Raw genomic sequence first — 25,112 nt, 5'->3', positions numbered from 1 at the left:
ATACCACGCTGCCACAAGCAAAACGGCCACCCGAGGGTGGCCGTTTTGCTCGCGTGCGCGGCGCGAAGGCACGCCGGTCAGTACGGCGTCGCCATGTCGTTGGCCACCTGGGCGCGGGAACCGATGCGCAGACTGCTTACGTTGCGTTGCGTCACGGTAGCCATGCGGCCATCGTCCAGCCGCACGTTGACGCGATACACGGTATCGGTGCTGCTGCCTGCGCGCTTCTCGATCTGGTTGCCCGCCACGCCACCCGCCACGGCGCCGCCGATGGTGGCAATGGTATTGCCGGTGCCCCCGCCGATCTGGTGGCCCAGCAAGCCGCCGGCCACGCCGCCGATTACCGTGCCGAGCAAGCCCGAGCTGTTTTGCTGCGTCGTCACCGGCTCGATCGATTCCACCCGGCCATAGAACACCGAATTCGCGGGCGCCTGGTAGGTGTTGGTGCCCGGGGGCGGGGGCGGTGCCTGATAGGCTGCTTGCTGCGGCGCACCGTAGCCACCACCATAGCCGCCGCCATAACCACCACCGGGCGCCGCGCAACCCGCCAAACCCACCACCGCGGCCGCCGCCGCCACGCCCAACAGAGTCTTGCCGTTCATTGGTTATTCTCCTCGATTGACTGCTACTGCATGGAACAGGAGGGAGCGCCCACATGGGCACGACTCCCCTCACGCATGATAGGAGCATGAATCCGGATTGAAGGTTCCGCCGTGTCCGACAGGCACCGACAAGGCCACAGGCATTTTCTCATGCCCCCAGGCCGCGCGGCCTTGCTATAATGCGCGGCGCTGGCCGTAGCGCCAGCATCGAAGCAGCATGCGGCACGGACAGGGGCCTTCCCTGTTCGCGCTACAATGCCTGCTCTTCCCCCGGGAAGCGTGGCCGAGTGGTTTAAGGCAGCAGTCTTGAAAACTGCCGATGGGGTGACCCATCCGTGAGTTCGAATCTCACCGCTTCCGCCATCAATCCAATGTAAATCATTGATTTACAAATGGATTTCTATTTCGTCGCAACGCCCACCTACGCTTTTACCTGCACGCAAGCGTACTCACAGCCGACCGCAGCGCTTTTGTAGATTCATCACAGCATGATGCATTCTTTGCCGAGTCGCTCTCGCCTCTGCGGTACGTCGGCTGACGGGTTCCATTTCCCGCCGCACAAGCGAACGGTGCCCACCCCAGGGGCCTTCCGAAACGCGAACCCATTTCAAACGTTGGCGACAGGCTTTTCGAGTGCGGCATGACACCTGTGCCACGCTAGTGCTTGTCGCTCTCCGGATACCAGTAGATGCGCTTGCGCTTGCCGACCCCCGCGATATTGATCTTTTGGGCACCTAGCGCCGAGGTGGCATCCCCCCCTCCGGCGCCGGTCTGGTTGCCACCGCCGAGCAAGACCGGCACTACACCGCTGCCAATCGATACCATGCCGAATACCGGGGAAGGCGGAAAGCCGCCGCCATCCAGGATGATCGAACGCTGTGGGTTTTGGCCTGAAGCTGTAAGGAAGCTGAAGGAATAGCTCCGGGCAATGCCAAGATTGGGGTAGCACATGCCGGCCTGCGGCACGGCTGGCGTATTTGTGCCGATCGTGGTGTAGCCGCTGACGGTCAGTGGCGCGTTCACCGCTTTCTCACCGGGATTCGTGAGCGTGATATAGAAGCCCGCGCCAGTACCGTTGTACTTAGCCGTGGTGCTGGTGTCGTCGACGAGACTGGCCTCGGTGATGGGCGTCCAGGTGGCCGGCATGCCGAGTATGTTGGGGTCCTTCAACATGTAGAGGCGATTGACCACGTTATAGGCAGTCCCCTGCGTCGTTGAGGCGGAATAGAGAGGATGCTCTCGGTCACCCGTGCCGGCTGTAATGGCGTCGTAGGCAGCGGTGGAAATGACGTCGGGTGCATAGAAGAACTTGCGCGCGTTGTTCGTGCTGGCTGCGCCGCCGAGTGCAGCAAGCTTGTTAAGCGTCCAGTTGACAGGCGCATTGCCCGCGGTAGTCTCAAAGTCGGCTCTCCAGAGATTGCCGCCGACGTCGCCAACATACAGGCGTTCGATATAACCGTCGCCATTGCGATCAAGCCCCGTGACATCCGACGGGATGGCCCGGGTCAGGCCGGCAACCGCCAGGCATGTGCCGCTCATACCGCTACAGTTGGGCAGCGCGCTCCACACAACGGCGCCGCTGACGGCATCGAATGCCACGATGCCGCGTCCCATGGTATCAACTCCCGGCGACGGATCACTGTCCTCGGCCGAGTCATAGCCCGCGCCCATCACCACCAACGGGTTGGCGTAGCCGCGCACGCGCATTACGCGCGGCTGGGACCAGGTCTGGCCGAGTTCAGGGATATCAGCATTGGTGCGTTTCCACAGGAAGCGCGGATTGACGGGATCGGTCACGTCAATTGCATAGATCAGCCGCCCGCCGCGGCGTGCCGTCAGGTAAATGACCACACGAGGATTCGCCGCGTCGCGCAAGTCCTGCATCACGGTGGTACTTCCATCGAAGAAGTAATCCCGCGGCGCCGGAGCGGGGGTGATACCGCCAGGCGTGGTCGAGAGCTGCACCTCCGGAGAGTTGGTATAAAGGCGGCTGAGCTTGCCAAGGAACTCCGGTGCGATGAAGCCCCATAGCTCGCCGCCCGGCCTCACGCTGCCGATGCCCTGCGTCTGGTTACCGTTGATAGCATGGAACACGCCATCGTTGGTGCCGTAGAACACCACAACTCCCTTGCTGCCGCCATAGTTGACGACAGCCGGCCTGGAATGCAGTACGTCTGCGTGGATCGAACTGCGCACGGTCACCGGCGTGCCGGGACCTGGCTCTGCTTCGGTGCCGGCCAGGCTGGTGGTATCCGAAGCAGCGACGTCCTGGCCGCGTACCCAGGCGATGAGCTTGGGCAATTCGGTGGCGGTGATGGTCTTCGCGCCGCTGGTCCCCGAGTTGATGACGGCAAGGCCGCCGGTCGAACTCGTGTCCTTCAGCCATGTGTTGGAACTATCGAATGACGGCATCGCCGCGCTCGTCGGGCAACTACCCGCGCCGTTGCAGGTGATCAGTTGCCGGCTGGTCTGGCTGGTCAGCAACTGTGCGCGCAGCATCTCTCCCGCCCCCCCCTTCTCCACGACCTCTCCATCAGGGGAATCAAGGCCCCACCCGACACTTGACGGGCTATTCTGCCAGTATCCCGTGGCCGGCCAACTACCGACTGCGCTGCTCCCGTAGCCGGTCGCGCCAAAGGAAAGCGGCGGCTCCGTAGTCCAAAAACTGATGGCGTTCGGGGAGATGAAGCCCGTCGCCGCGTTGCTGATGGCAGCGTTGCCCTTGGCATCCTGCAGCACGATGTTGCCACCGGCGTCATAGCCGATCTGGTACTGCTTGAGATTGCCTTGCCACCGTGGTGCCGCGGTGGCATCCGGGCGGAACATTCCCACATAGACCTGGTTGAGGAACTGACCTTGGGCATTAACGGAGGCCGGAAGGCTGACCGAGGCAAACACGCTATTGATGGCCTGCACTTCGTTGAAGATCTGCAGCAAGGCCGAAGTCAGTCCATTGACGTCACCGAGCTGTACCACGTAAGTCTTGCCGCCGCCATTGGTCGCCATGCTGCTCGCGAACTGAACATAGTCAGGATTCTTGCTATCGGTCACCGCGATCGTGTAGGTCACGATGTTCTGACGGTTGGCCATGTTGCCCTGGACGTCAGTCTGGTACATGAAGCGAGCCCATTCGTCGCCCCAGTTGCTCTGGTATTTGTTGTTGGGAGCGGGAATGACAATCTGCTGCTGCTGAGCTGTAGTCGCGCCTGCTGCGGCCAGGGCATTGATGACATTCTGGCCGGTGTCTTGCGGCTTGCCGTTGTTCACGGCGTTGGCGATATAGATGACAAAATTGCGCTGACAGGGGTTGTCGATCGGCGAGGTGTACTTGGTGCCGGACAAGCCAGTCTGGCCGGCATAGTAGGCCCACGATTCCTGCATACCGCCACCGACCTGCGAGTTGTTCGAGTTGTCGGCCTGACGGTCGATTGTTTTCACATAGCGAAGGAAGCTGTCGACCCCGCTGTTGTCCATCAGCGGCAACTTGAAAGGTGCCACGGACGGGAACTTGAACTGGCCGCCGACGTTGCTCCCGCTGCCGAACATCATCACGCCGAGATTGAGGTTGCCCAGCAGTGTGGGGCTGGTCTTGATCGACGACACCGCGTTGTAGAGCGCGCATTGCTCGGCGCCGACGTCCTTGCCATCGTTATTGCTGGAGACGACCCCCGATGTGGAGCAGGTGAAGCTGGCCGACGCATCCCAGGTCGATGCATTGTCGAACAGGATCAGCACATTGGGCTTGCCGGCCTGGGGCTGCAAGCCAGTGTACAGATCGATGTCCTCCGCCATTGCCGGGTGCAAGGCAGAAAGCGCGAGTAACGTGGCGATGGCAATGCGCGAGGCAGCGCGTTCAGCGAATTGACGCATTGTGAGTCCTGAGTTCGGAGGTGAGGCAATCGATAACTGAGTCGTGGCCGCAAACTTACGGGCATGCCGTGCCGACCGGCACGCGTACTGAGATGCCCTGGTGCAAGGTGGTGTTGGTCGCAGTGGCTGCGCTATCGCTGACGCTGGCCTTTACATCCCATTGAGTGGCATTGCACAGTGAATTTCCGCCGCCACCGCCGGATGCCGTCAAGATGCCAGTGTCCTGGTTACCATTGCCAACGAAGCAGGAAACGTCGTCAGCATTGGACGTATCGAGATCCGTATTCTTTACCGGCTTGCTGGTCTGGCACACCGGCGCCGCAACCTGCGCCGTATAGTCAGCGCGGCCATCGCCGTTCACATCGACCGGCACGCTAGCCGCCGCTGCCGTGGGGTTGGCAGTGAAGTCATTGCTAATAACCTGCTCAATGCCTTGTTGCGCGGCATTCTGCGCTTCCACGCCGTGCTGCTGGTTAGCGGCGACCTTCACATTGATGACACTGGAGCTGACCAGCGATATCGTCATCAGCAAAAAGATCACCAGGAAAATCAGCGTGACGATCAGGGTGGCGCCGGACTGCCGGCGCAGCGCGATTTGCATGGCTTACTCCCGGCGGCCTGCCACATTGGCCAGCCTTGCCACCCGGGCGTAGACATGGCGCTTGAAGCCGTCGTTGAACGGGCCGCTTACGGTGGCACGTCCGAGATCATAGGTGCGGCTGTCTGTCCAGCCGAGTGAGGCCCTTTGCGTGCGGGCAAGGACGTTAATGCGTACAGAGGTGACGTTCTGCCAGTTGGTAAGGGCGGTCGTCCAATCATATGCGGGTACCGAGGTACAGATCGCGCTGTTGTTCACGCCGGGGTCGCTGACGTAGCAGTCGGCGGAACCGTTATTGTCGAGATCCACGCCGTAAGATAAATGCATGTCCTGAATGCCTTGTGCCACCGAATTGACCTGAAAGGCTCCGCCGGACAGTTCGGCCATCTTCAGCGTCGGCACGCCGTCACCAGCGCCGGAACACACATCGCAGGCGGCAAGATAAAAGATACGGACTACCGCCGGGCGCAACTCCGCGACAACGGTCGGGTCACATGCCTTGGTGCGCATGGTGAAGGCCGGGGCGCTGGCACCGAACACGAACGATGTGGCGTCGCTGGAACAGAACGATACCTGCATATAGGACTGCCCGGCGGCGGCGGCCGCCGCCGGCGTCGTCGACACGCGCCTTACCACAAGTATTTCCGATGCCGGCGCCAGGTTCGGCAAGCATGAGGCCACAGTGCCCGGTGCGTAGCCTTGGAGAGCGAGAGGCACTGTCGCGGGCGAGTTGACAAAACCCAAGGCATTCGGCGCTGCGGCGCACAGAGCGGGACTTGCTACGGTTGCGCCGTTCGCTACGCTGGCGGCACCAAAGAAGCCGGCAAGTTCAATCTCACGGCCTAGCGTGTCTAGCACGTAGCGCCCGTTTTCCACTTGGTCGGCGCCGTTGGAGAACTCCGAGCGTGACCGTGTGGTGGAGAAATACAGACTCCCCAGCGCCGTCAACAGCAGCAGCCCGAGCGTCATCCCGATCATCAACTCGACAAGGGAAATCCCACGCTGCCGGTGGAGTATTGCAATTCGCGGCCGATTCACGAGAGAACTCCAATGCGGACCTGAATGCTCACTGTGCGGCGATAGCTGTCATTGCCGAACTGTCCGTTGCCGCATGGCAGCGCCGGCGCGGTTGTCTTTGCAAGGCCCTGCCAGGCCACTGTGATGCGATAGATCTGGTTCGTGGCATCGAGCGCTTCGATACAGCCAAGCGCACCGATCATGCCCCCGACCGCCTTGCCGCCGTTGTTTTCCGCGCTACCCAGCAATTCCGTCCCCCAAGCTGCCAGGTCGGCGTTTGCGGTGGCTTGCTGGGCGGCGGAACCAACTGTGCAGGCTGGAGCCGGAACCGTGGCGGTTCCCGCTGTAGTCATGGTGGTCCCGCTGGCATAGCAGGCCACGGCCTGGCGGTTCGCATTGAGCCGAGCCGCCATGTCCTGAAGCAGGGTCAGCGCCTGCACGCGTTGATAGGATTCCATTTCCGACTGCCCGGAGCGGGCGATCAGGCCGGCGGTGCCAAGTAGTGCCACCAGCAGGATCACGATCGATACCAAGACCTCGATCAGCGTGGCGCCGCACTGCGCGGACTGGCATAGGCATTTGCACTTACGTGGTGCACGCGAGTTCATGTACATGTCCCCGATACCACAGCGACGCGGCCAGTTCCACTCACCTGCACGCAGATTGTCGAAGCCGCCTGAGGCGATACCGCTGGCGCTACCTGGAACGTCAGGCTGCCGGTAGCGGGCCTGCCGTCGTTGCCGACGGATAGGGAGTTGCCAGCGCTGGCGGTGATCGAAATGCCGTCATACGGACCGAAACTGCGCACCTTTTCGGTTCCCGCCGTTACGGCCCAGCCCCCGGCCCAAGTGCCGGAGGTGGCCATGGTGACGCTGCTGTTGCGCTTGACCGCCTCGCTGCGCGTCAATGTCAGCGCAGCGGAAAGATCCAGCGAGGCATTCCGTGCGCGTTGTGTCGCGATCAGGCTCGAGAACGACGGGGCTGCGGCAAACGCTACGATGGCAAACACCGTCAGTGTTACCAACAATTCTATTAGTGTGAATCCGCGATCTGCGAGCGCGCAGGCTATATTCGATGCACGAGTATTTCGCATAGGCTACTTCCAGCAGCTCGATCCCGTGCCGGAGACGCTCTTGTCCCCGGTACTCGACAGCGTCAGCGTTCCGCACGCGGTGTCGTTCGTGGCTTGCGTGCCCTGCGGCGCCGCCGTCAGGACATATCCAAGCGGCGGACCTGCGACCGCGGTGACAGTGATTTGATAGTTGGAGGAAATCGCCGCGGGAAGACTTGCATAGCCGAGTGCGGCCAGGCTTGTGGCATAGCTCCGGTTGTCCACCAGAAAGCGCTCCTGCATGCTGGCGACTTCCAGCAAGAACGACTCTGCCGCTGCGCGATTGGAGCGCACGACGTATTGGACATAGGAGGGATAAGCGGCAGCGGCAAGGATGCCGATGATTGCCACGGTGACCATCAACTCGATGAGCGTAAAGCCGCCCCCTAGCCGAGCGTGGCGACCCGAACCGCCGCACGCCGTGGCTACCCCAAACTCCCGAAATAGCCGATGCTCTCGGCTATATCGCACCGCCGGGCTTCTGTGGCCCATGCTCGCGCTCCTTTTTATTTTCCCCGGATGACCCAGTTCCGAAGTCTTACGCGGCGAGTGTAGTCGCGATTCAAGTCATGGTCAAAGGTGTCAATGAGCGTCCTTCGGGGAGCGTTGCATGGACCCCACTGCGATGCGCCTCGCGCCGCCAGTGGGTGGCCTAGAACGTGAGGTGAATGCCAAGCAGATGGCGATGGCCAAGAGCCGTTATCGCAACATTGATCGCAATCACTTTTGATTTCTTCTGCAGCCCACTCGTTTCGCCAGTGCTTGCGAAGGTGCCACTCACGGAGAGAGGGCAGGTACGCCACGATCAGCGTCGCCGTCAGCGCCACCCACGGCGCCATCCTGGCTGCCTCATTTCGCCGGACATGACGCCTCCCCTCAAGACATCGCCGCACGGAGCCGCAGTGCTAGACCTCCTAGCAATGACCCTTGGCATCGTGGCGCTCGCGCTGATCATCCACAAGTGCAGCGATCTCGGCTGAACCGGTCCGCGCTGCCCGGTTCACCCTGGCTCGACCGGCGCCGTCAGCAAGCGATACGCCTGCTCCTGCGTAATATCCAGCCGGTAGTGCCGCGCCAGCATGCGCGCGAAGTGATGCGCGGCGCCCGGCTCGCAGTGCCTCAACTGCTCGCGGTAGGCCTCCAACTCGAAACGCAGCCGCCAGCGCGGGCTCGCTAGGTAGAGCACGCCCATCAGGCCGCACCAGCGCCAGAACTGGCGCACGTGCACCTTCTCATGCTCGATCAGCGCGTGGCTCACGCCGGGCCGCACCAGGATCAGCGGCCCCGGCGCGAAGCCATCGAACCCGCGCGGAATCAACCACCGGGACTTGGTCTCGATCAGCAGGCAGAGGGGCGATTTGCAGAAGCGGATCATGGCAGGTGACAGCGGCGAGATAGCGCAAGGCGCGCATGGGCGTGCATAGGCGTGTTAGCCCAAGCCTATCAGGTCGCGCAGGCCCGCGTCCAAACCTACCCGCCAAAATAAAAACGCCCCGCTTTTGGCGGGGCAAAGAGCAATCGTGTGCTTAGTCGATGCTGATCTTGCCGGCTTCGATCACGCCCTTCCAGCGCTGGAGTTCCTGCTTCTCGAACTGCTCGAATTGCTCCGGTGTATTGGCGACCACCTCGAAACCGTTCTCGGCCAGCTTCTGGCGCATCTGCGGCTCGTTGAGCGAGCCGACCAGCGCGGCATGCAGTCTCGTCTTGACGTCCTTCGGCAGCCCGCGCGGCGCGGCCACGGCTTGCCACGAATACACGTCCACGTCCTTCACGCCGCCCTCCGCCATGGTGGGCACGTTCGGCAGCACCGCCGAGCGCTTGTCGCCGGTCACCGCCAGCGCCTTGAGCTTGCCGCTGCGGATATGCTGCAGCACCGCGTTGACGTTCTGGAACGAGACGTCCACCTGGCCGGCGAGCAGGTCGGAGATGGCCGGCGCCCCACCCTTATAAGGAACGTGGAGGCCGTCGGTGCCGGACTTTTGCCAGAACAGCGCGGCCGTCAAATGGTCCGACGAACCTGCCCCGGAGCTGGCGAACGCCACCTTGCCCGGATTCTTCTTCATGTACGCGACCAGCTCCTGCAAGTTCTTCGCGGGGAAGTCCGGCTTGGTGACCAGCACGTTGGGTGCGCGCACGGCCACCGTCAGCAGGTCGAAGTCCTTGGCCGGGTCATAGCCCAGGTTCTTTTGCAGGAACGGGTTCACGGCATAGACGCCGATCGACGCCACCAGCAAGGTGTAGCCATCGGCGGGCGCGCGCTTGACCATGGTCGCGCCGATGGCCCCGGTAGCGCCGGGGCGATTGTCGATCACGAACGGCTGGCCCAGCTTTTCATTGAGCGGCACCGCCAGCATGCGCGCGATGGTATCGGTGGAGCCGCCCGCAGGGAACGGCACCACCACGGATACGGCCTTCTGGGGCCATGCCGGCGAGGCGGCCGCTGCACTGGTCACGGCGCCTGCGGTGGCCAGTGCCGCCATGGCAGCGAGCGTGGCCGCGGCAAGCCGGCCGAACTTGCGCCGCGCGGGTGCGGCGAGCATGCCCGCGGCAGCCGGCCGGCCATCAAATTTGTTCATGGTTGTCTCCTTGTGCTTGGTGGTTTTCTTGTCTTGTATTCGTGCGGGGGCCGCAGATGCGGCTCACCGGACCATGCAGGGCGCCTTGTTGTTGAAGGTCCAGCCCGGGATCAGGAATTGCATGGCCACGGCGTCGTCGCGTGCACCCAGCCCCATGCTCTTGTAGCGCTCGTGCGCCAGCGCGAGTTGCGCCATATCGAGCTCCACGCCCAGGCCCGGCTCCGTCGGCACGGCCACCTTGCCGTTCTCGATCTTCAGTGGCGCCTTGGTCAGGCGCTCGCCGTCCTGCCAGATCCAGTGGGTGTCGATGGCGGTGACGCGGCCCGGCGCGGCGGCGGCCACGTGGGTGAACATCGCCAGCGAAATATCGAAGTGATTGTTCGAGTGCGAGCCCCAGGTCAGGCCCCACTCGGCGCACATCTGCGCCACCCGCACCGAGCCCTGCATGGTCCAGAAATGCGGATCGGCCAGCGGGATGTCCACGGATTGCAGGCGCACCGCGTGGCCCATCTGGCGCCAGTCGGTCGCGACCATGTTGGTGGCGGTGGGCAGGCCGGTGGCGGTACGGAACTCGGCCATGACCTCGCGGCCCGAGTAGCCCTCCTCCGCGCCGCAAGGATCTTCGGCATAGGCCAGCACGCCATGCTTGTCGCGGCACAGGCGCACGGCTTCGGCCAGCGACCACGCGCCGTTGGGATCCAGCGTGATGCGCGCCTTGGGGAAGCGCTCGGCGAGCGCCAGGATGGCTTCCATCTCTTCGTCGCCGCGCAGCACGCCGCCCTTGAGCTTGAAATCGTTGAAGCCATAGCGCTCATAGGCAGCTTGCGCCAGGCGTACCACGCCCTCGGCATTCATCGCGGCTTCATTGCGCAGGCGGAACCAGTCGTTGTCCGCCTCGGGCTCGCTGCGATAGGCAAGCGTGGTGCGGTTACGGTCCCCGATATAGAACAGGTAGCCCAGCATCTCCACGGCGTCGCGCTGCTGGCCTTCGCCCAACAGCGCGGCCACCGGCACGCCCAGATGCTTGCCCAGCAGGTCGAGCAGCGCCGCCTCGAGCGCGGTGACCGCATGGATGGCGATGCGCAGGTCGAACGTCTGCAGGCCACGCCCGCCCGCGTCGCGGCTGGCAAAGGCGGTGCGCACGCGATTGAGCAGCGCCTGGTGGTTGCCGATCGACTGGCCGGCGAGGAGTTCGCGCGCATCCTCCAGCGTCTGGCGGATCGCTTCGCCGCCGGGCACCTCGCCGACGCCCGTATTGCCCGCGCTGTCTTTCAGGATGACGATATTGCGGGTGAAGAACGGACCGTGCGCGCCGGACAGGTTCATCAGCATGCTGTCGTGGCCGGCCACCGGCACGACGGTCAGCTCGGTGATGACGGGCGTGCCTGCCATGGGCGCGGCGCAAAGGGATGATTGGGTCATGTTGAACTCCAGCAGGAAGAGCGGCTCGCCGCCTTGGCTGCCGGCCCTTGCGGGTTGTCTCGGGTTGGATACGCCGGCTGCTGCCGGATCCTTGTGCGCGGTGCTTGCCAGGTCCCAAAGCGGCTGCTACAGCCCATGCAACGGGAGACACCTGTTATCTGTCGTCATATAACCTACGACGCAGTATAATGAGGCCATTGCGATCCGGTCAAGTCCCAGCCCATCACCATGTCAAACCCGATGTTTGCCTCCACTCCCCCGCTGCGGCGCCGCGGCCGTACGCTTGCCGAAGAGGCGGTGAGCAACCTGAGCGAGCGCATCCAGCAAGGCCAGCTCAAGCCGGGCGACAAGTTGCCGACCGAGTCCGAGATCATGGCCGCGCTCGGCGTCAGCCGCACCGTGGTGCGCGAAGCGCTGTCGCGGCTACAGGCCAGCGGGCTGGTGGAAACCCGCCACGGAATCGGCACCTTTGTGCTGGCGCGCAGCGCCGAGAACGGCTCGCCCTTTCGCATCGATCCCGCCACCATGGGCACTGCCATGGACGTGCTGGCCATGCTGGAATTCCGCGTCAGCCTGGAAGCCGAAGCAGCCAGCCTGGCGGCATCGCGGCGCAGCGATGAGCAACTGACGGCGATGCGTGGCGCGCTCGATGAGCTCAAGCGCACGGCGGCGGGCGGCGAGGATTCTGTCGGTGCCGATTTCGAGTTCCACCTGCTGATTGCGCGCGCCACCGGCAACCGCTACTTCACGGACATCATGGGCCACCTCGGCACCATGGTGATCCCGCGCAGCCGGCTGCATGTCAGCGCGCAGGAGCGGGAGCAGTACCTTGAGCGCGTCAATATCGAGCACGAGAACATCTTTGACGCCATTGAGCGGCGCGACCCCGAAGGCGCCAAGGCCGCCATGCGCATGCACCTGACCAACAGCCGCGAACGCCTGCGCAAGGCGTCGGCGGCGGTGGAAGCCGGCTAGGGGCGGGCTGCCGGCGCATCCCGGCGGGATCCGGGATTTCCTGCTTGCCCAACGAGCGCCCCATGTTGTAGGATGTCTTACAATAATGCGCGGCGAGGCTATGTCCCCATTTATGCGTCCCGCGTGTCAGCCCGGGACCACATACACGCCGCCTCAAGCGCAAGCTATGGCGCGCCCCCACTTGATTGCAGTTGAAAAGCAGGAAACGCTAATGACCATTACCGGCGAAATGCTGATCGGCGCCAGCGCAGTGCGCGGCACCACCAAGATCCTCCATGCCACCAACCCGGCCACGGGTGAAGTCCTGGCACCGGAATTCCATGGCGGCGGCGCCGCCGAGGCCGAGCGTGCCTGCGCACTGGCCGAAGCCGCGTTCGACACCTACCGCAACACCTCGCCGGAGATCCGCGCCAGGTTCCTGGAATCGATCGCCAGCGGCCTGGAAGCCCTGGGCGACAAGCTGATCGAGCGCGCCCACGCCGAGAGCGCATTGCCTGTTGCGCGTCTGCAGGGCGAGCGCGCCCGCACCGCCGGCCAACTGCGCCTGTTCGCCAGCGTGCTGCGCGATGGCCGCTGGCAAGCCGCCACACTCGACTCCGCCCTGCCGGAGCGCACGCCGCCACGCCCCGACCTGCGCCTGCAGAAGATCGCGGTCGGCCCGGTGGCGGTGTTCGGCGCCAGCAATTTCCCGCTCGCGTTTTCGGTGGCGGGCGGCGATACCGCATCCGCGCTGGCGGCCGGCTGCCCGGTCGTCGTCAAGGCGCACTCGGCCCACCTCGGCACCTCCGAGCTGGTCGGGCGCGTGATCCAGAAGGCCGTGGCCGATGCTGGCCTGCCCGAAGGCGTGTTCTCGCTGCTGGTGGGCGCGGGCGTTGCCGTGGGCACGGCCCTGGTCGCGCATCCGTCGATCCAGGCAGTGGGCTTCACCGGCTCGCGCAGCGGCGGCCTGGCGCTGGTGCAGACGGCCAACAGCCGTCCCCAGCCGATCCCCGTCTACGCGGAAATGAGCAGCATCAACCCCGTGTTCCTGCTGCCGGCGGCCCTGGCCGCGCGCGGCGCGGAGATCGCGCGCAATCTGGTGGATTCGCTGGTGATGGGCGTAGGCCAGTTCTGCACCAACCCGGGCCTGCTGCTGGCGGTGGAAAGCCCGGCGCTGGACGTGTTCCGCCAGGGCGCGGTTGCGGCGCTGGCGGAAAAGGCGGCGGCGACCATGCTGACGCCCGGAATCAGCCAGGCTTACGACAACGGCGTGGCCCAGCTCAGCGATATCGAAGGGCTGCGCCGCATCGGCAGTGGCCAGGCCGCCAGCGGCCCCAACCAGGCCCGCCCCGCGCTGTTCGAAACCACCGCGGAGCGTTTTCTTGCGGACCACCGCATGGAAGCCGAAGTGTTTGGCCCATCCTCGGTGCTGGTCGTATGCCGCGACCACGAGGAGATGCTGGCGGTGGCGCGCCGCCTGGAGGGCCAGCTGACCGCCACCGTGCAAGCGGATGCGGGGGATCGTGCCGAGGCCGCCATCCTGCTGACCGTGCTCGAGCGCAAGGCCGGGCGCGTGCTGTTCAACGGCTATCCGACGGGCGTGGAAGTGTCGTACGCCATGGTGCACGGCGGCCCGTTCCCGGCTACGTCCGACACGCGCGCCACCTCGGTCGGCGCATCGGCCATCGAGCGCTTCCTGCGCCCGGTGTGCTACCAGAATGTGCCGGCGGAACTGCTGCCGCCCGCGCTGCAGGATGGCAACCCGCTGAACGTGTGGCGCCTCACCGACGGGCAACTGGCCCGCGACTAATCCCGCGCACCCATGGAAAAAGGGCCGGAAATTCCGGCCCTTTTTCTATCTCCCTAGCTGAGCATTACGCAGCAATGCGCTCGATGGCAGCCGGCGCCTGCGGCGGCTGGATCACCGGCGCATTCCCGCGCGAGCGGCCCGAGCTGAGATAGTCGGCGATCGACTCCTGCGTGACTTCGCCCAGGTAGACGCCATCGGCATCGACCACCGGCAGCCAGCTGGTGTTGTGCTGGTACATGCGCGAGAGCACGATGCGCAGATGCTCGTCGAACGCGGCGGTCGCCATGAATGGCCGCGTCGCATCCGCGCACATGCCCTGCCCCGCGCGCGCATCGCGCCGCGTGACGTAGCCCAGCGCGCGCTGCGCATCATCCACCACCGGCAGGTGCCGCACGTCGGCCTCGTCCATGATGGCAAACGCCTGCGCCAGCGGCATGCCGGGGCTGCAGGTCTGCGCCATGGTGGCGGCATCGCCGGCGCGCACCAGCAGCAGGCGCTTGAGCGTGTTGTCGTGACCGATGAACGCTTGCACGAAATCGTCGGCCGGACGCGCCAGCAATGCGTCGGGATGGTCGAACTGCACCAGCCTGCCGCCGCGGAACACGGCCACGCGGTCGCCCAGCTTGATGGCCTCGTCGATATCGTGCGAGACCATGATCACGGTCTTGCCGAGCTGGCGCTGCATCTGGAAGAACTCGTTCTGGATGCTCTCGCGGTTGATCGGGTCCACCGCGCCGAACGGCTCGTCCATCAGCAGCACGGGCGCATCCGCCGCCAGCGCGCGGATCACGCCGATGCGCTGCTGCTGCCCGCCCGAGAGTTCGCGCGGATATCGTGTGAGCATCTTGCCGGGGTCGAGCTGCACCATCGACATCAGCTCGCGTGCGCGCTCGCGGCTGCGCTTCTTGTCCCAGCCCAGCAGCCGCGGCACCACCATGATGTTCTCCTCGATGGTCATGTTGGGGAACAGGCCGATCTGCTGGATCACGTAGCCGATCTTGCGGCGCAGCGTGACTTCGTCCACGCGGGTGGTGTCCTCGCCGTCGATCAGGACCCGGCCGGAGCTGGGCTGGATCAGGCGGTTGATCATCTTGAGCGTGGTGGTCTTGCCGCAGCCCGAGGGGCCTAGGAAGACGCAGATCTCGCCCTTGGGCACAGTGAGCGAAACGGCATCGACGGCGCGCACTTCGGCGCCGTCTTTTTGCCTGAAGGTCTTGGTGAGTTGGTCGAGTTCAATCATGTTCAGCGAATTCCTTTCGGTGTCAGCGCCCGCTGCAACCACTGCAGGCAGGCATCGGCCACGATGGCGAGCACGCTGACCAGCACCGCGCCGATCGCCAGCTTGCTCATGTTGCTCTGGCTGATCGCTTGCAGGATCAGCACCCCGAGGCCACCCGCGCCGATGATGGCGGCAATGGTGGCCACGCCGATATTCATCACCACGGCGGTGCGCACGCCGCCGAGGATGACGGGCACGGCCAGCGGCAGGTCCACCAGCCGCATGCGCTGCCAGGTGGTCATGCCGATGCCGCGTCCGGCTTCCTGGATGCCGTCGTCGACATTGGCGAGCGCCACGCAGGTATTGCGCATGATCGGCAGCAGCGAATACAGGAACACCGCGGTCACCGCCGGCACGTAGCCCAGCGCGTGGCCAAAGCGCGCGAAGATCGGGATCATCAGCCCGAACAGCGCGATCGACGGCAAGGTCAGCACGATGGTGGCCAGCGTCAGCAGCGGCGTGGCGAGAAAGCGAAAGCGCGCGCACAGGATGCCCAGCGGCACGCCGACGACGATCGCCAGGCCCACCGCGGACCCCACCAGCGCCAGGTGCTGGCCGGTGAGCTTGAGCAGCGTCGGCCAGCTGTGTTGGAGGTAAGTCAGCAAGTCCATGCGGCCCTCTTCAGATCAGGCCGTGGCCACGCAGGAATTCCTGCGCCACCTTGTCGACCGGCTGCTGGTCGATATCGACCTTGTAGTTCATCTCGGTCATGGCCGCGTTGTCGAGCCGGGCCGCCAGCGCGTTGAGCAGGCCCGCGAGCTCGGGATGCGCATCCAGCGTTGCCTTGCGCACCACGGGCACCGCGTTATAGGCGGGGAAGAAGTGCTGGTCGTCTTCCAGCAGCACCAGGTCGAAGCCCTTGACGCGGCCATCGGTGGTGTAGACGAGACCCAGCTCGACCTGGTCGTTCTTCAGCGCGGTGTAGACCAGCCCGGGATCGAGCTGGATCACGTCGCGGCGCGAGAACGGCAGCTTGTAGAGCCCCTTGAGCGGCTTCAGCCCGTCGGGACGCGCGGCGAACTCCATATCGACCGCGAACGGATGGGCGGTGCCCTCGCCGGCGGCGCGCATCGTCTCGGCGAAGGCCGACAACGTGGTCACGCCAGCGGCCTCGGCGCGCTTTCTCGGCATCGCCAGCGCATAGGTGTTGTTGATGCCGGAAGCATCGAGCCATATCAGGCCGCGCGCGGCGTCGAGCGTCTTGACGCGCTCGTAGCTCTCGGCGGCGCCGAGCTTTTCCTCGACCTTGTTGAACACGATCAGCGCCGTGCCGGTGTAGTCCCACACCACGTCGAGCTGGCCGCTTTCCATGGCCTGGCGCATCAGCGTGCTGCCCAGGCCGGCGGTGAGCTCAGTGGTGAGGCCTTTGGCCTGCAGGTACTGCGTGGTCATCGACGACAGGATCAACTGCTCGGTGAAGTTCTTGCCGCCTACGCGAACGGTGTCGGCGTGCGCCGGCAGCGCCATGGCTGCCACTGCGGCAAGCACGGCGACACTCGCCAGCATGCGTGCCTGGCCACGGGCCGCGCGGCCCGCGCGGGCCAGCGCGCTTGTGATGAAATGCATCGGTTTCTCCTTCATGTTCGGTGCGCCCTTGCGCGCCTTAGCGCGCCAGCCCGCGGCGGCGCAGGTAGCAATAGCCGGCGGCGGCAAACAGGCCATCGAGGGCGAGTGCCAGCAGCGCGGTGGCCGCGGCGCCCAGCAACAGCAGGGGCTGGTTGTTCAGGTAGATGCCGGGGAAAATCAATTCGCCCAGGCTGTTGGCGCCGATCAGGAAGGACAGCGGCACCGTGCCGACATTGATCACCAGGCTGATGCGCACGCCCGCCAGGATCACCGGCAGCGCGTTGGGCAGCTCGACCCGGAACAGGCGCTGCATGGCGGTCATGCCAAGGCCGCGCGCGGCCTCGGTCAGTGCCGGGGAAACGCCGAGCAAGCCCTCGCAGGTATTGCGCACGATCGGCAGCAGCGAAGCCAGCCACAGCGCCAGGATGGCGGGCCGCTCGCCAATGCCGAGCACGGCCAGGGCCAGGGCCAGCACCGCCAGCGACGGCACGGTGTTGCCGATATTGAAGACCTGCATCAGGCGGTCGGCCCAGCGGCGCATGCACGGACGGCTCAGGCCGATGCCAGCCGGGATGCCGGTGACCAGCGCCAGCGCCATCGACCACGCCACCAGGCGCAGGTGGTCGGCAACGTCGTACCACAGGCGGTCCTGATATTGCAGGATGACATCCACGCCGATCCAGGTGACCAGAGCGGCCAGCGCGGCGAGCGTGAGACATCCCCAGGCCAGCGCCTGTACGGATTGCTTGGACATATTCCCCTCTGTCCGCATGCCAGATGTGGGCACGAGAAACCACATCCGGATTGACGGACGAACAAAGTGGGCTCAGGCGGGTGCAAATGGGGGCCCGCCGGCCCTGACTAGATTGCCTTGCCCGCCATGACCGGCAGATGAGCCGGTGGACGGGCGCCGGGTTTCACGCTGGAGAGCGGGAAACCCAATTGAAAGGACACCGTGCCGGTAAGGGCGGGAGTCCCGGGAGCGGCGCAGCCCGCTGCGAGATGCAGGAACGGGAGGCCAGTGGCAGCGCAAATTTGGTGGTTCCGACGCGCCGCCGGATCAATCGGCCGGTGCCACGCTTGGGCAAGCAAGGAGTTGGGGCGACACTCAAAAACGCCTGCCCGGACCCTGCCAACCCGACTTGATTACGCAGCATCGGATGACAACGAGAGCGCTATTATACCCAACTACAGCGATCTTGTCATCTTTACGCCTTCCCCGCGCTTTCGCGCCGCTTTCTGGCCGTATTTATCAGGCTTCGCCTGGCATCCCGGCGCCACTCGCGTTGTTCCAGAATTGAAGCATCACAAGGGATCAGCCGTACCATGGGCAGAACAATCTTTTGCCCGGATGGCCTCTACCGGTTCTGGCCCAAACCCTTAAATTACGAGGGTAGCCTTTGGGGCCGCGCGCCATTGCCGCCATCCCCAGCCAACAGGAGATCGATCATGGAACAACGCACTGCCATCCCTACCGCCCCCACCGTCCCGGCCACCGCCACGGAAACCGTGCAGCGCTCGCGCGCGGTCGACCGCGTGGTGCGCGGCATCGCCACCTCGGACGGCGCCGGCGTCAAGCTCACCCGCGTGCTCACGCAGAACCTGCAGCGCCGCCTGGACCCGTTCCTGATGCTGGACGCGTTTGGCACCGATAGCCGCGACGACTATATCGGCGGTTTCCCCGACCACCCGCACCGCGGCTTCGAGACCATCACCTATATGCTGGCCGGCCGTATGCGCCATCGCGACAGCGCCGGCAACGAGGGCCTGCTGGAAAACGGTGGCGCCCAGTGGATGGTGGCCGGCGCCGGCGTGGTGCACTCGGAGATGCCCGAGCAGGAAGACGGCCGCATGGAAGGATTCCAGCTGTGGCTGAACCTGCCCGCCGCGGACAAGATGACGGCGCCCTGGTACCGCGACCTGCCGGCCGCCGCCGTGCCCACGGTAGCGCTGCCGGGCGGCGCCACGGTGCGCGTGCTGGCGGGCGCCTCGCACGGGGTGGCTGGCGCGGTCACGCGCCCGGTCACGGAGCCGCTCTACCTGGACGTCTCGCTGCCGGCGGGGCAGACCTTCTCGCAAGCGCTGCCGCAAGGGCATAACGCCTTCCTGTACACCTATCGCGGCGAGATCGCGGTCGGCGCGAGCAGCAACGCCGCGGTGCTGGAAGCGCAGCGCATGGGCGTGCTGGACAACGCCGCCGGCGCTGACGGGGTCAATGTCACGGCCACGGCCGATGCGCGCTTCCTGCTGATCGCGGGCAAGCCGCTGGGCGAGCCGATCGCGCAATATGGGCCGTTCGTGATGAACACCCAGGAGGAGATCTACCAGACCCTGGCCGATTTCCGAGAAGGCCGCTTCAACCAGATCGCGGTCAGCCACGGCGCCTGACATGCTGTGAAGCACCCGGGGGCGGCATCGCGCCGCCGCCGTTCCGGTGTAGGCCGAGGCGCTCTGCTCTGGCCGCCAATCCGCCCCTTTTTTCCGTTCCGCCCCCTCCCCCTTCCCGCCAATCGGCCGTGCAGGCCGCCGTCGGCCGCCCGGCCGTCCGCGCCCCCGCCCAAATCGCCCGGCATGCGACTTGCAATCTGCCTGTATCCGTTGTGGGGCCGAGAATACTGGCCTGACCAGGTCGTCCGAACCCCACACACTTATATAATCCACGGTTAATAAACGGCATCACCGCCCAGTGATGGTTGCTGCAATGCGTAACGGCGATCCTGCCCCACGCACTGCCGCAGGTGCTGCCCGATACATAACGAACATTGATCCACGTTGCTGCCATAACAACTCGAGCCGCCTCAGTGACCTTAAGCACACCCCCAAGGCTGGCGCTTGCCCATATCAGCAAGCGCTACCCCGGCGTGACCGCCAACGACGACGTGTCCCTCGTCGTCGCCCCCGGCGAAATCCACGCCGTGCTCGGCGAGAACGGCGCCGGCAAATCCACCCTGATGAAAATCATCTTCGGCGCGGTCAAGCCGGACGCCGGCGACATGCACTTCAACGGTGCACGCGCCGCGATCCACAATCCGCACGACGCACGAAACCTGGGCATCGCGATGGTGTTCCAGCACTTTTCGCTGTTCGATACGCTGACAGTGACCGAGAACATCGCCCTTGGCCTGCCCCGGAGCAGCAAGACGGCCGCCGGCAGCCCGCATGCGGGCACCAATATGAAGCAGCTGGCCGACCAGATCCGCGAGACCGCCCAGCGCTATGGCCTGCCGCTGGAGCCGAACCGCCATGTGCACACCTTGTCGGTCGGCGAGCGCCAGCGCGTGGAAATCGTGCGGGCGCTGCTGGCCAAGCCGCAACTGCTGATCCTGGACGAGCCAACTTCCGTGCTGACGCCGCAAGCGGTGCAGACCCTCTTCATCACGCTGCGCCAGCTCGCGGCGGAAGGTACCAGCATCCTCTACATCAGCCACAAGCTCGACGAGATCCGCGAGCTTTGCCATAGCGCCACGGTGATGCGCATGGGTCGTGTCACCGGCGTGTGCGATCCGCGCCAGGAAAGCGCGGCCTCGCTGTCGCGCCTGATGATCGGCGGCGAGCCGCCGCGCGAGGCGCGCGTGCAGACCGAGCCCGGCGCCTGCCGGCTGGCGGTGCGCGGACTCTCGCTGCCGCGCTCGCATGCGTTCGCGACGGAACTTGCCGGCATCTCGCTGGACCTGCGCGCCGGCGAGATCGTTGGCATCGCCGGCGTGTCCGGCAACGGCCAGCAGGAATTGCTGGCGGCGCTGTCGGGAGAGGATGTGCGCGCCGCGCGCGATGCCATCACGCTGGACAACAAACCGGTGGGCAAGCTGGACGCGCGCCAGCGGCGCCGTGCCGGGCTAGCCTTCGTGCCCGAGGAACGCCTCGGCCGTGGCGCCGTGCCGGGCATGAGCCTGGCCGCAAATATCCTGCTTTCGCACCAGTCCGCACCCTATGTGCGGCGCGGCATGATTTCGCCCAAGGCCGCCGCCGGCCTCGCGCAAGCCGTGATCGGGCGCTTCCGCGTGAAGGCCAGCGGGCCGCACGCGCTGGCCAAGAGCCTGTCGGGCGGCAACCTGCAGAAATTCATCGTCGGCCGCGAGATCGAAAGCGGCCCTAAGGTACTGATTGTGGCCCAGCCGACCTGGGGCGTGGATGTGGGCGCCGCGGCGCAGATCCACAACGAGCTGCTGGCGCTCAAGGCCACCGGCTGCGCCTTGCTGGTGGTGTCGGAAGAACTGGACGAACTGTTCGCCATCTGCGATCGCCTGCACGTGATCGCCAAGGGCCGGTTGTCGCCGTCGATTCCAACCCAGGACGCCACGCGAGAGCAGGTGGGCCTGTGGATGAGCGGTCTTTGGGAAGGTGGGCCAGGCGGCCGGCGCGAACAAGAGGAGGCCGTGCACCATGGCTGATTTCCTCCTTCGCTCACCGCTGTCGCTGGCACCGCGCGGGCTGCCCTCGCGCCGCATGGCCTATGCCTCGCCCTTCATCGCGCTGGCCTTGACGCTGGCCTTCGGCGCGCTGCTGTTCCTGCTGCTCGGCAAGGATCCGGTAGCCGCGCTCAAGGTGTTCCTGGTCGACCCGCTCAAGGACCGCCGCGCCATCGGCGAGGTGCTGCTCAAGACCGTGCCGCTGGTACTGTGCGCGCTTGGGCTTTCAGTGTGCTATCGCGCCAATATCTGGAACATCGGCGCGGATGGCCAGCTCATCGTCGGCGGCATCTTCGCCGGCGCCACCGTGTTGCACTTCGATGTGCCGGGCAATGGCGTGAACGGCACCGTGGTGCTGGTGCTGGCCTCGCTGGCCGGCGTGGTCGGCGGCATGTTCTGGGCGTCGCTCACCGCCGCGCTCAAGGACAAGTTCAACGCCAACGAGATCCTGGTGTCGCTGATGCTGACCTATATCGCGCAGCAGTTGATGCTGTACGTGGTCAACGGGCCGCTGAAGGATCCCAACGGCATGAACTTCCCGCAGTCCAAGGTGTTCTCCTCCGAGTTCCTGCTGCCTAACCTGATGTCGGGCTCGCGCCTGCACGCGGGCTTTGTGGTGATGCTGGTGCTGGTGGTGCTGATGACCGTCTTCATCTTCCGCAGCTTCGCGGGCTACCGCCTGCAGGTGGGCGGCACCGCCCCGGCGGCGGCGCGCTATGCCGGCTTCTCGGCGCGCCGTTCGCTGTGGAGCGCGCTGATGATCTCCGGCGGCACCGCCGGCCTGGCGGGCGCGTTCGAAGTCACGGGCCCGATCGGCCAGTTGCTGCCCTCGATCTCACCCGGCTACGGCTTCACCGCGATCATCGTGGCCTTCGTGGGCCGCCTGCATCCGGTGGGCACCGTGTTCGGCGGCATCGTCATGTCGCTGTTCTATATCGGCGGCGAAATGGCTCAGTCGCGCCTGGGCCTGCCTTCGGCGCTGGGCTCGGTGTTCCAGGGCATGCTGCTGTTCTTCCTGCTGGCCAGCGATACGCTGATCGACAACCGCCTGCGCTGGCGCGCCAAGGCCGCCTGAGCGGAACCCCCAAGACATGGAACAACTCGCCCCTCTTATCGCCACCGCGATCAACGCCGGCACGCCGTTGCTGCTGGCGGCGCTTGGCTTGCTCATCAACGAACGCGCTGGCGTGCTCAACCTGGGCGCCGAAGGCATGATGCTGGTCGCCGCCGCGTTCGGCTTCATGGTCGGCTACCAGACCCAGTCGCCGCTGATCGGCTTTGCCGCCGGCGCGCTGGCTGGCATGCTGATGGCCACGCTTTTCTCGTGGCTGGCGCTGGTGCTGGCCACCAACCAGGTCGCCACCGGCCTCGCGCTGTCGATCTTCGGCACCGGGCTGTCGGCATTCATGGGTCAGCGCTTCGTCGGCTTCGCCATGCCGTCGCAGGCCAAGTCGATTCCCTTCCTGGCCGATATTCCCTTCTTCGGGCCGGCCTTCTTCCAGCAGCACTGGATGGTGTATTTCAGCCTGTTCCTGTGCTGCGCCATCATGTGGTTCCTGTTTCGCACGCGCGCAGGGCTGACGCTGCGCGCGATCGGCGAATCGCCGGAATCCGCGCATGCGCTGGGCTATCCGGTGCGCCTGATCCGCTTTGGCGCGCTGCTGTTCGGCGGCGCCTGCTGCGGGCTGGCCGGTGCCTACCTGTCGTTGGTGTACACGCCGATGTGGGTGGAAAACCTGGTGGCCGGCCGTGGCTGGATCGCGCTGGCGCTGACCACCTTCGCCACCTGGCGCCCGGGCCGCGTCTGGGCCGGAGCCTGGCTGTTTGGCGGCGTCACCATCCTGCAGTTCTACCTGCAGGGCATTGGCGTATCGGTGCCGTCGCAGATCCTGTCGATGCTGCCCTATGCCGCGACCATCGTCGTGCTGGCGCTGATCTCGCGCAACCCGGCGTGGATCCGCCTGAACATGCCGGCCTCGCTGGGCAAGCCGTTCCGCCCGGGTGCCGCCTGACCGATCCCGCCGCCGCGCCTCTCCCGGCGCTGCGCCGTGTTTTCCGTTTTTGTTTCGCTTTTATAAAGTCCGTCAGAGACTTCAGGCTTCAATCCCTCGTTGTTCAGAGCCACAGTTGCAACCTTAATCAAAACATCGGTACTCAGTACCACGGTCATTACAAGGAGAAATCATGATCGTCACGCGCAGGAAAACCCTTGCCGCACTGGCTGCCACCGCCGTGCTGGCTCTCGCGGGCTGCGGCAAGAAAGAAGCCGAAAAGCCGGCGGAAAGCGCGGCTCCGGCCTCCGCTCCCGCTGCCGAGCAAAAGGCCGAGCCGCTCAAGGTCGCCTTCGTCTACATCGGCCCGGTCGGCGATGCCGGCTGGACCTACGCCCATGACGCCGGGCGCAAGGCCGTGGAAGAAAAATACGGCGACAAGGTGAAGACGTCCTTCGTCGAGAACGTGCCCGAATCCGCCGCCGATGCAGAACGCGTGTTCCGCGATCTCGCCGCGCAAGGCAACAAGGTCATCTTCGGCACCAGCTTCGGTTACATGGAATCGATGCTCAAGGTCGCCAAGGAGTTCCCGGACGTGAAGTTCGAGCACGCCACCGGTTTCAAGACCGCCGACAACCTGGCCCAGTACGACGTGCGCACCTATGAAGGCGCTTACCTGGCTGGTGTGGTCGCCGGCAAGATGAGCAAGACCGGCAAGATGGGCGTGGTGGCATCGGTGCCCATCCCCGAGGTGATCCGCAACATCGACTCGTTCACCATCGGCGCGCGCAGCGTCAACCCCAAGGCCACCGTCAAGGTGGTGTGGGTGAACAAGTGGTTCGATCCGGGCAAGGAGCGCGAAGCCGCGACCACGCTGATCGGCCAGGGCGTGGACATGCTGATGCAGAACACCGACTCCGCCGCCGTGGTGCAGACCGCGCAGGAAAAGGGCGTGTACGCATTCGGCTGGGACAGCGACATGAGCAAGTTCGGCGAGAAGGCCCACCTGGCCGCCTCGGTGATCTCGTGGGGCGTGTACTACAACAAGGTGGTCGGCGACGTGCTGGCTAACCAGTGGAAGAACGGCACCACGTGGTGGGGCGTCAAGGAAGGCATGATCGACCTGAAGGGCTTCAACGCCGTGGTGCCGGATGACGTCAAGGCACTGGTGGAAGAGCGCAAGAAGGGCATCGCCGACGGCTCGGCTCCGATCTGGAAGGGTCCGCTCAAGGACAACACCGGCAAGGAACAACTGGCCAAGGACCAGGCAGCCGACGACGGCTTCCTGCACGGCATCAAGTTCTACGTCGAAGGCGTGGAAGGCAAGATCCCGGGCTGATCGCCAGCGCCGGTTTAGCGGTTGCCGGCAGCCTGCGCTCGCAGCGCTGCCGGCACGGTGGCGTGGCGCTTCCCGCGCCCCGCCACCTGCCCTGCACGTCCTTCACTGGATGTCCGTCACTGGATGTCCTTCGCGTCACCCCTCCCCCGCCTGAACGCCCCGCGGAACTTGAAGCGCCGAAGATTGGCCCAAGCTATCTGCGAGTGGCGCAATCGGCCACGCCGCTTGGCGTTTGTGAAAAGTGAAGGAGGCCTCTCATGTGGAAACGATTTTCGGCACTGTGGACCCTGGTGCGGCGCGACGGCCGCCTGCTGTGGTACGCGCTGCGCCATCCCGACGCCCCGCGCTGGTTGAAGCCGGCCGCGTTAGGCCTGGTGCTGTACGCCATTTCGCCCATTGACCTGATTCCCGACTTCATCCCCGGCCTGGGCCTGATGGACGACGTGGTGCTGATCCCGCTGGCGGTGCACTTCATCCTCAGGCGCCTGCCCGCGCACGTGCTGCGGCAGGCCGAGGCGCGCGCCGGCGCCCAGACAGTGCGAGCCCGCTAGCAGGCCAGGCGGCTCGC

General features: G+C 65.2%; 22 protein-coding genes and 1 tRNA gene. 9 read left to right on the top strand and 14 right to left on the bottom strand.

Annotated features, from left to right (window positions below; all coding sequences use genetic code 11):
* Positions 1 to 77 precede the first annotated feature (77 nt).
* Complete coding sequence (locus AC1Q7Q_RS00685) at positions 78 to 602, bottom strand: outer membrane lipoprotein (protein ID WP_492375004.1); 525 nt, start codon at positions 600 to 602, stop codon at positions 78 to 80.
* A 273-nt stretch (positions 603 to 875) separates the two neighbouring features.
* On the opposite strand from AC1Q7Q_RS00685, the gene AC1Q7Q_RS00680 reads away from it, so the two are divergent.
* Positions 876 to 965, top strand: a tRNA-Ser gene (locus tag AC1Q7Q_RS00680).
* 294 nt (positions 966 to 1,259) lie between these two features.
* Here the strand turns inward: AC1Q7Q_RS00680 and AC1Q7Q_RS00675 are convergent.
* From AC1Q7Q_RS00675 to gudD, 9 genes are all read right to left on the bottom strand, one after another.
* Entirely contained in the window at positions 1,260 to 4,472 is a 3,213-nt protein-coding gene (locus AC1Q7Q_RS00675) for a pilus assembly protein (protein ID WP_492375003.1), read from the bottom strand.
* A 55-nt stretch (positions 4,473 to 4,527) separates the two neighbouring features.
* Positions 4,528 to 5,073 carry a pilus assembly PilX family protein gene (locus tag AC1Q7Q_RS00670; protein ID WP_492375002.1) on the bottom strand — a complete coding sequence of 182 codons (546 nt, stop codon included), beginning with the start codon at positions 5,071 to 5,073 and terminating at the stop codon, positions 4,528 to 4,530.
* Positions 5,074 to 5,076: 3 nt separating this feature from the next.
* Complete coding sequence (locus AC1Q7Q_RS00665; protein ID WP_492375001.1) at positions 5,077 to 6,108, bottom strand: PilW family protein; 1,032 nt, start codon at positions 6,106 to 6,108, stop codon at positions 5,077 to 5,079.
* Positions 6,105 to 6,695, bottom strand: a complete 591-nt coding sequence (gene pilV, locus AC1Q7Q_RS00660) for a type IV pilus modification protein PilV (protein WP_492375024.1) — start codon at positions 6,693 to 6,695, stop codon at positions 6,105 to 6,107. The genes AC1Q7Q_RS00665 and pilV overlap by 4 nt, the downstream gene beginning before the upstream one ends.
* Positions 6,692 to 7,180 (bottom strand): GspH/FimT family pseudopilin, encoded by a 489-nt coding sequence (locus tag AC1Q7Q_RS00655; protein WP_492375000.1) that lies wholly within the window; start codon positions 7,178 to 7,180, stop codon positions 6,692 to 6,694. The genes pilV and AC1Q7Q_RS00655 overlap by 4 nt, the downstream gene beginning before the upstream one ends.
* A gap of 3 nt (positions 7,181 to 7,183) precedes the next feature.
* A complete protein-coding gene (locus AC1Q7Q_RS00650) occupies positions 7,184 to 7,690 on the bottom strand; it encodes a type IV pilin protein (protein ID WP_492374999.1) in 507 nt (168 codons plus the stop codon).
* A gap of 508 nt (positions 7,691 to 8,198) precedes the next feature.
* Positions 8,199 to 8,573 (bottom strand): hypothetical protein, encoded by a 375-nt coding sequence (locus tag AC1Q7Q_RS00645; RefSeq protein ID WP_492374998.1) that lies wholly within the window; start codon positions 8,571 to 8,573, stop codon positions 8,199 to 8,201.
* Between the two features lie 151 nt (positions 8,574 to 8,724).
* Entirely contained in the window at positions 8,725 to 9,678 is a 954-nt protein-coding gene (locus tag AC1Q7Q_RS00640) for a Bug family tripartite tricarboxylate transporter substrate binding protein (RefSeq protein ID WP_492375023.1), read from the bottom strand.
* A 159-nt stretch (positions 9,679 to 9,837) separates the two neighbouring features.
* Positions 9,838 to 11,196, bottom strand: a complete 1,359-nt coding sequence (gene gudD / locus AC1Q7Q_RS00635) for a glucarate dehydratase (protein ID WP_150986285.1) — start codon at positions 11,194 to 11,196, stop codon at positions 9,838 to 9,840.
* Positions 11,197 to 11,424: 228 nt separating this feature from the next.
* Here gudD and AC1Q7Q_RS00630 point away from each other — a divergent pair, with 228 nt between their 5' ends.
* Both AC1Q7Q_RS00630 and AC1Q7Q_RS00625 read left to right on the top strand, forming a co-directional pair.
* Complete coding sequence (locus AC1Q7Q_RS00630) at positions 11,425 to 12,171, top strand: FadR/GntR family transcriptional regulator (RefSeq protein WP_254615405.1); 747 nt, start codon at positions 11,425 to 11,427, stop codon at positions 12,169 to 12,171.
* A 211-nt stretch (positions 12,172 to 12,382) separates the two neighbouring features.
* Positions 12,383 to 13,960 (top strand): aldehyde dehydrogenase (NADP(+)), encoded by a 1,578-nt coding sequence (locus AC1Q7Q_RS00625; RefSeq protein WP_492374997.1) that lies wholly within the window; start codon positions 12,383 to 12,385, stop codon positions 13,958 to 13,960.
* A 64-nt stretch (positions 13,961 to 14,024) separates the two neighbouring features.
* Here AC1Q7Q_RS00625 and AC1Q7Q_RS00620 read toward each other — a convergent pair whose 3' ends face one another.
* The 4 genes from AC1Q7Q_RS00620 to AC1Q7Q_RS00605 form a co-directional block, all read right to left on the bottom strand.
* Complete coding sequence (locus AC1Q7Q_RS00620; protein WP_492374996.1) at positions 14,025 to 15,200, bottom strand: osmoprotectant ABC transporter ATP-binding protein OsmV; 1,176 nt, start codon at positions 15,198 to 15,200, stop codon at positions 14,025 to 14,027.
* A gap of 2 nt (positions 15,201 to 15,202) precedes the next feature.
* Complete coding sequence (locus AC1Q7Q_RS00615) at positions 15,203 to 15,850, bottom strand: ABC transporter permease (protein WP_006162433.1); 648 nt, start codon at positions 15,848 to 15,850, stop codon at positions 15,203 to 15,205.
* A gap of 10 nt (positions 15,851 to 15,860) precedes the next feature.
* On the bottom strand, positions 15,861 to 16,745 hold the full coding sequence (locus AC1Q7Q_RS00610) for a glycine betaine ABC transporter substrate-binding protein (protein ID WP_492375022.1): 885 nt from the start codon (positions 16,743 to 16,745) through the stop codon (positions 15,861 to 15,863).
* 97 nt (positions 16,746 to 16,842) lie between these two features.
* Entirely contained in the window at positions 16,843 to 17,559 is a 717-nt protein-coding gene (locus AC1Q7Q_RS00605) for an ABC transporter permease (protein WP_174423121.1), read from the bottom strand.
* 695 nt (positions 17,560 to 18,254) lie between these two features.
* Between AC1Q7Q_RS00605 and AC1Q7Q_RS00600 the strand changes: the two genes are divergently transcribed.
* The 6 genes from AC1Q7Q_RS00600 to AC1Q7Q_RS00575 all read left to right on the top strand — a co-directional run bounded on the left by AC1Q7Q_RS00600 (position 18,255) and on the right by AC1Q7Q_RS00575 (position 25,095).
* Positions 18,255 to 19,193, top strand: coding sequence for a pirin family protein (locus AC1Q7Q_RS00600; RefSeq protein WP_492374995.1), 939 nt, complete (start codon positions 18,255 to 18,257; stop codon positions 19,191 to 19,193).
* Between the two features lie 413 nt (positions 19,194 to 19,606).
* Positions 19,607 to 21,196: an ABC transporter ATP-binding protein gene (locus AC1Q7Q_RS00595; RefSeq protein ID WP_492376127.1), complete on the top strand. Its 1,590-nt coding sequence runs from the start codon at positions 19,607 to 19,609 to the stop codon at positions 21,194 to 21,196.
* Complete coding sequence (locus AC1Q7Q_RS00590; protein WP_492376126.1) at positions 21,189 to 22,289, top strand: ABC transporter permease; 1,101 nt, start codon at positions 21,189 to 21,191, stop codon at positions 22,287 to 22,289. The genes AC1Q7Q_RS00595 and AC1Q7Q_RS00590 overlap by 8 nt, the downstream gene beginning before the upstream one ends.
* A gap of 16 nt (positions 22,290 to 22,305) precedes the next feature.
* A complete protein-coding gene (locus AC1Q7Q_RS00585) occupies positions 22,306 to 23,226 on the top strand; it encodes an ABC transporter permease (RefSeq protein WP_492376125.1) in 921 nt (306 codons plus the stop codon).
* A gap of 172 nt (positions 23,227 to 23,398) precedes the next feature.
* Positions 23,399 to 24,544: a BMP family ABC transporter substrate-binding protein gene (locus AC1Q7Q_RS00580; RefSeq protein ID WP_006162440.1), complete on the top strand. Its 1,146-nt coding sequence runs from the start codon at positions 23,399 to 23,401 to the stop codon at positions 24,542 to 24,544.
* A 257-nt stretch (positions 24,545 to 24,801) separates the two neighbouring features.
* Positions 24,802 to 25,095 (top strand): YkvA family protein, encoded by a 294-nt coding sequence (locus AC1Q7Q_RS00575; RefSeq protein WP_043344566.1) that lies wholly within the window; start codon positions 24,802 to 24,804, stop codon positions 25,093 to 25,095.
* Positions 25,096 to 25,112 lie beyond the last annotated feature (17 nt).

This window comes from Cupriavidus sp. GW823-FHT07A04 (genome assembly GCF_058794615.1).
Note: the sequence above shows the minus strand (reverse complement) of the source record. Positions and strands in the feature narration are given on the sequence as shown.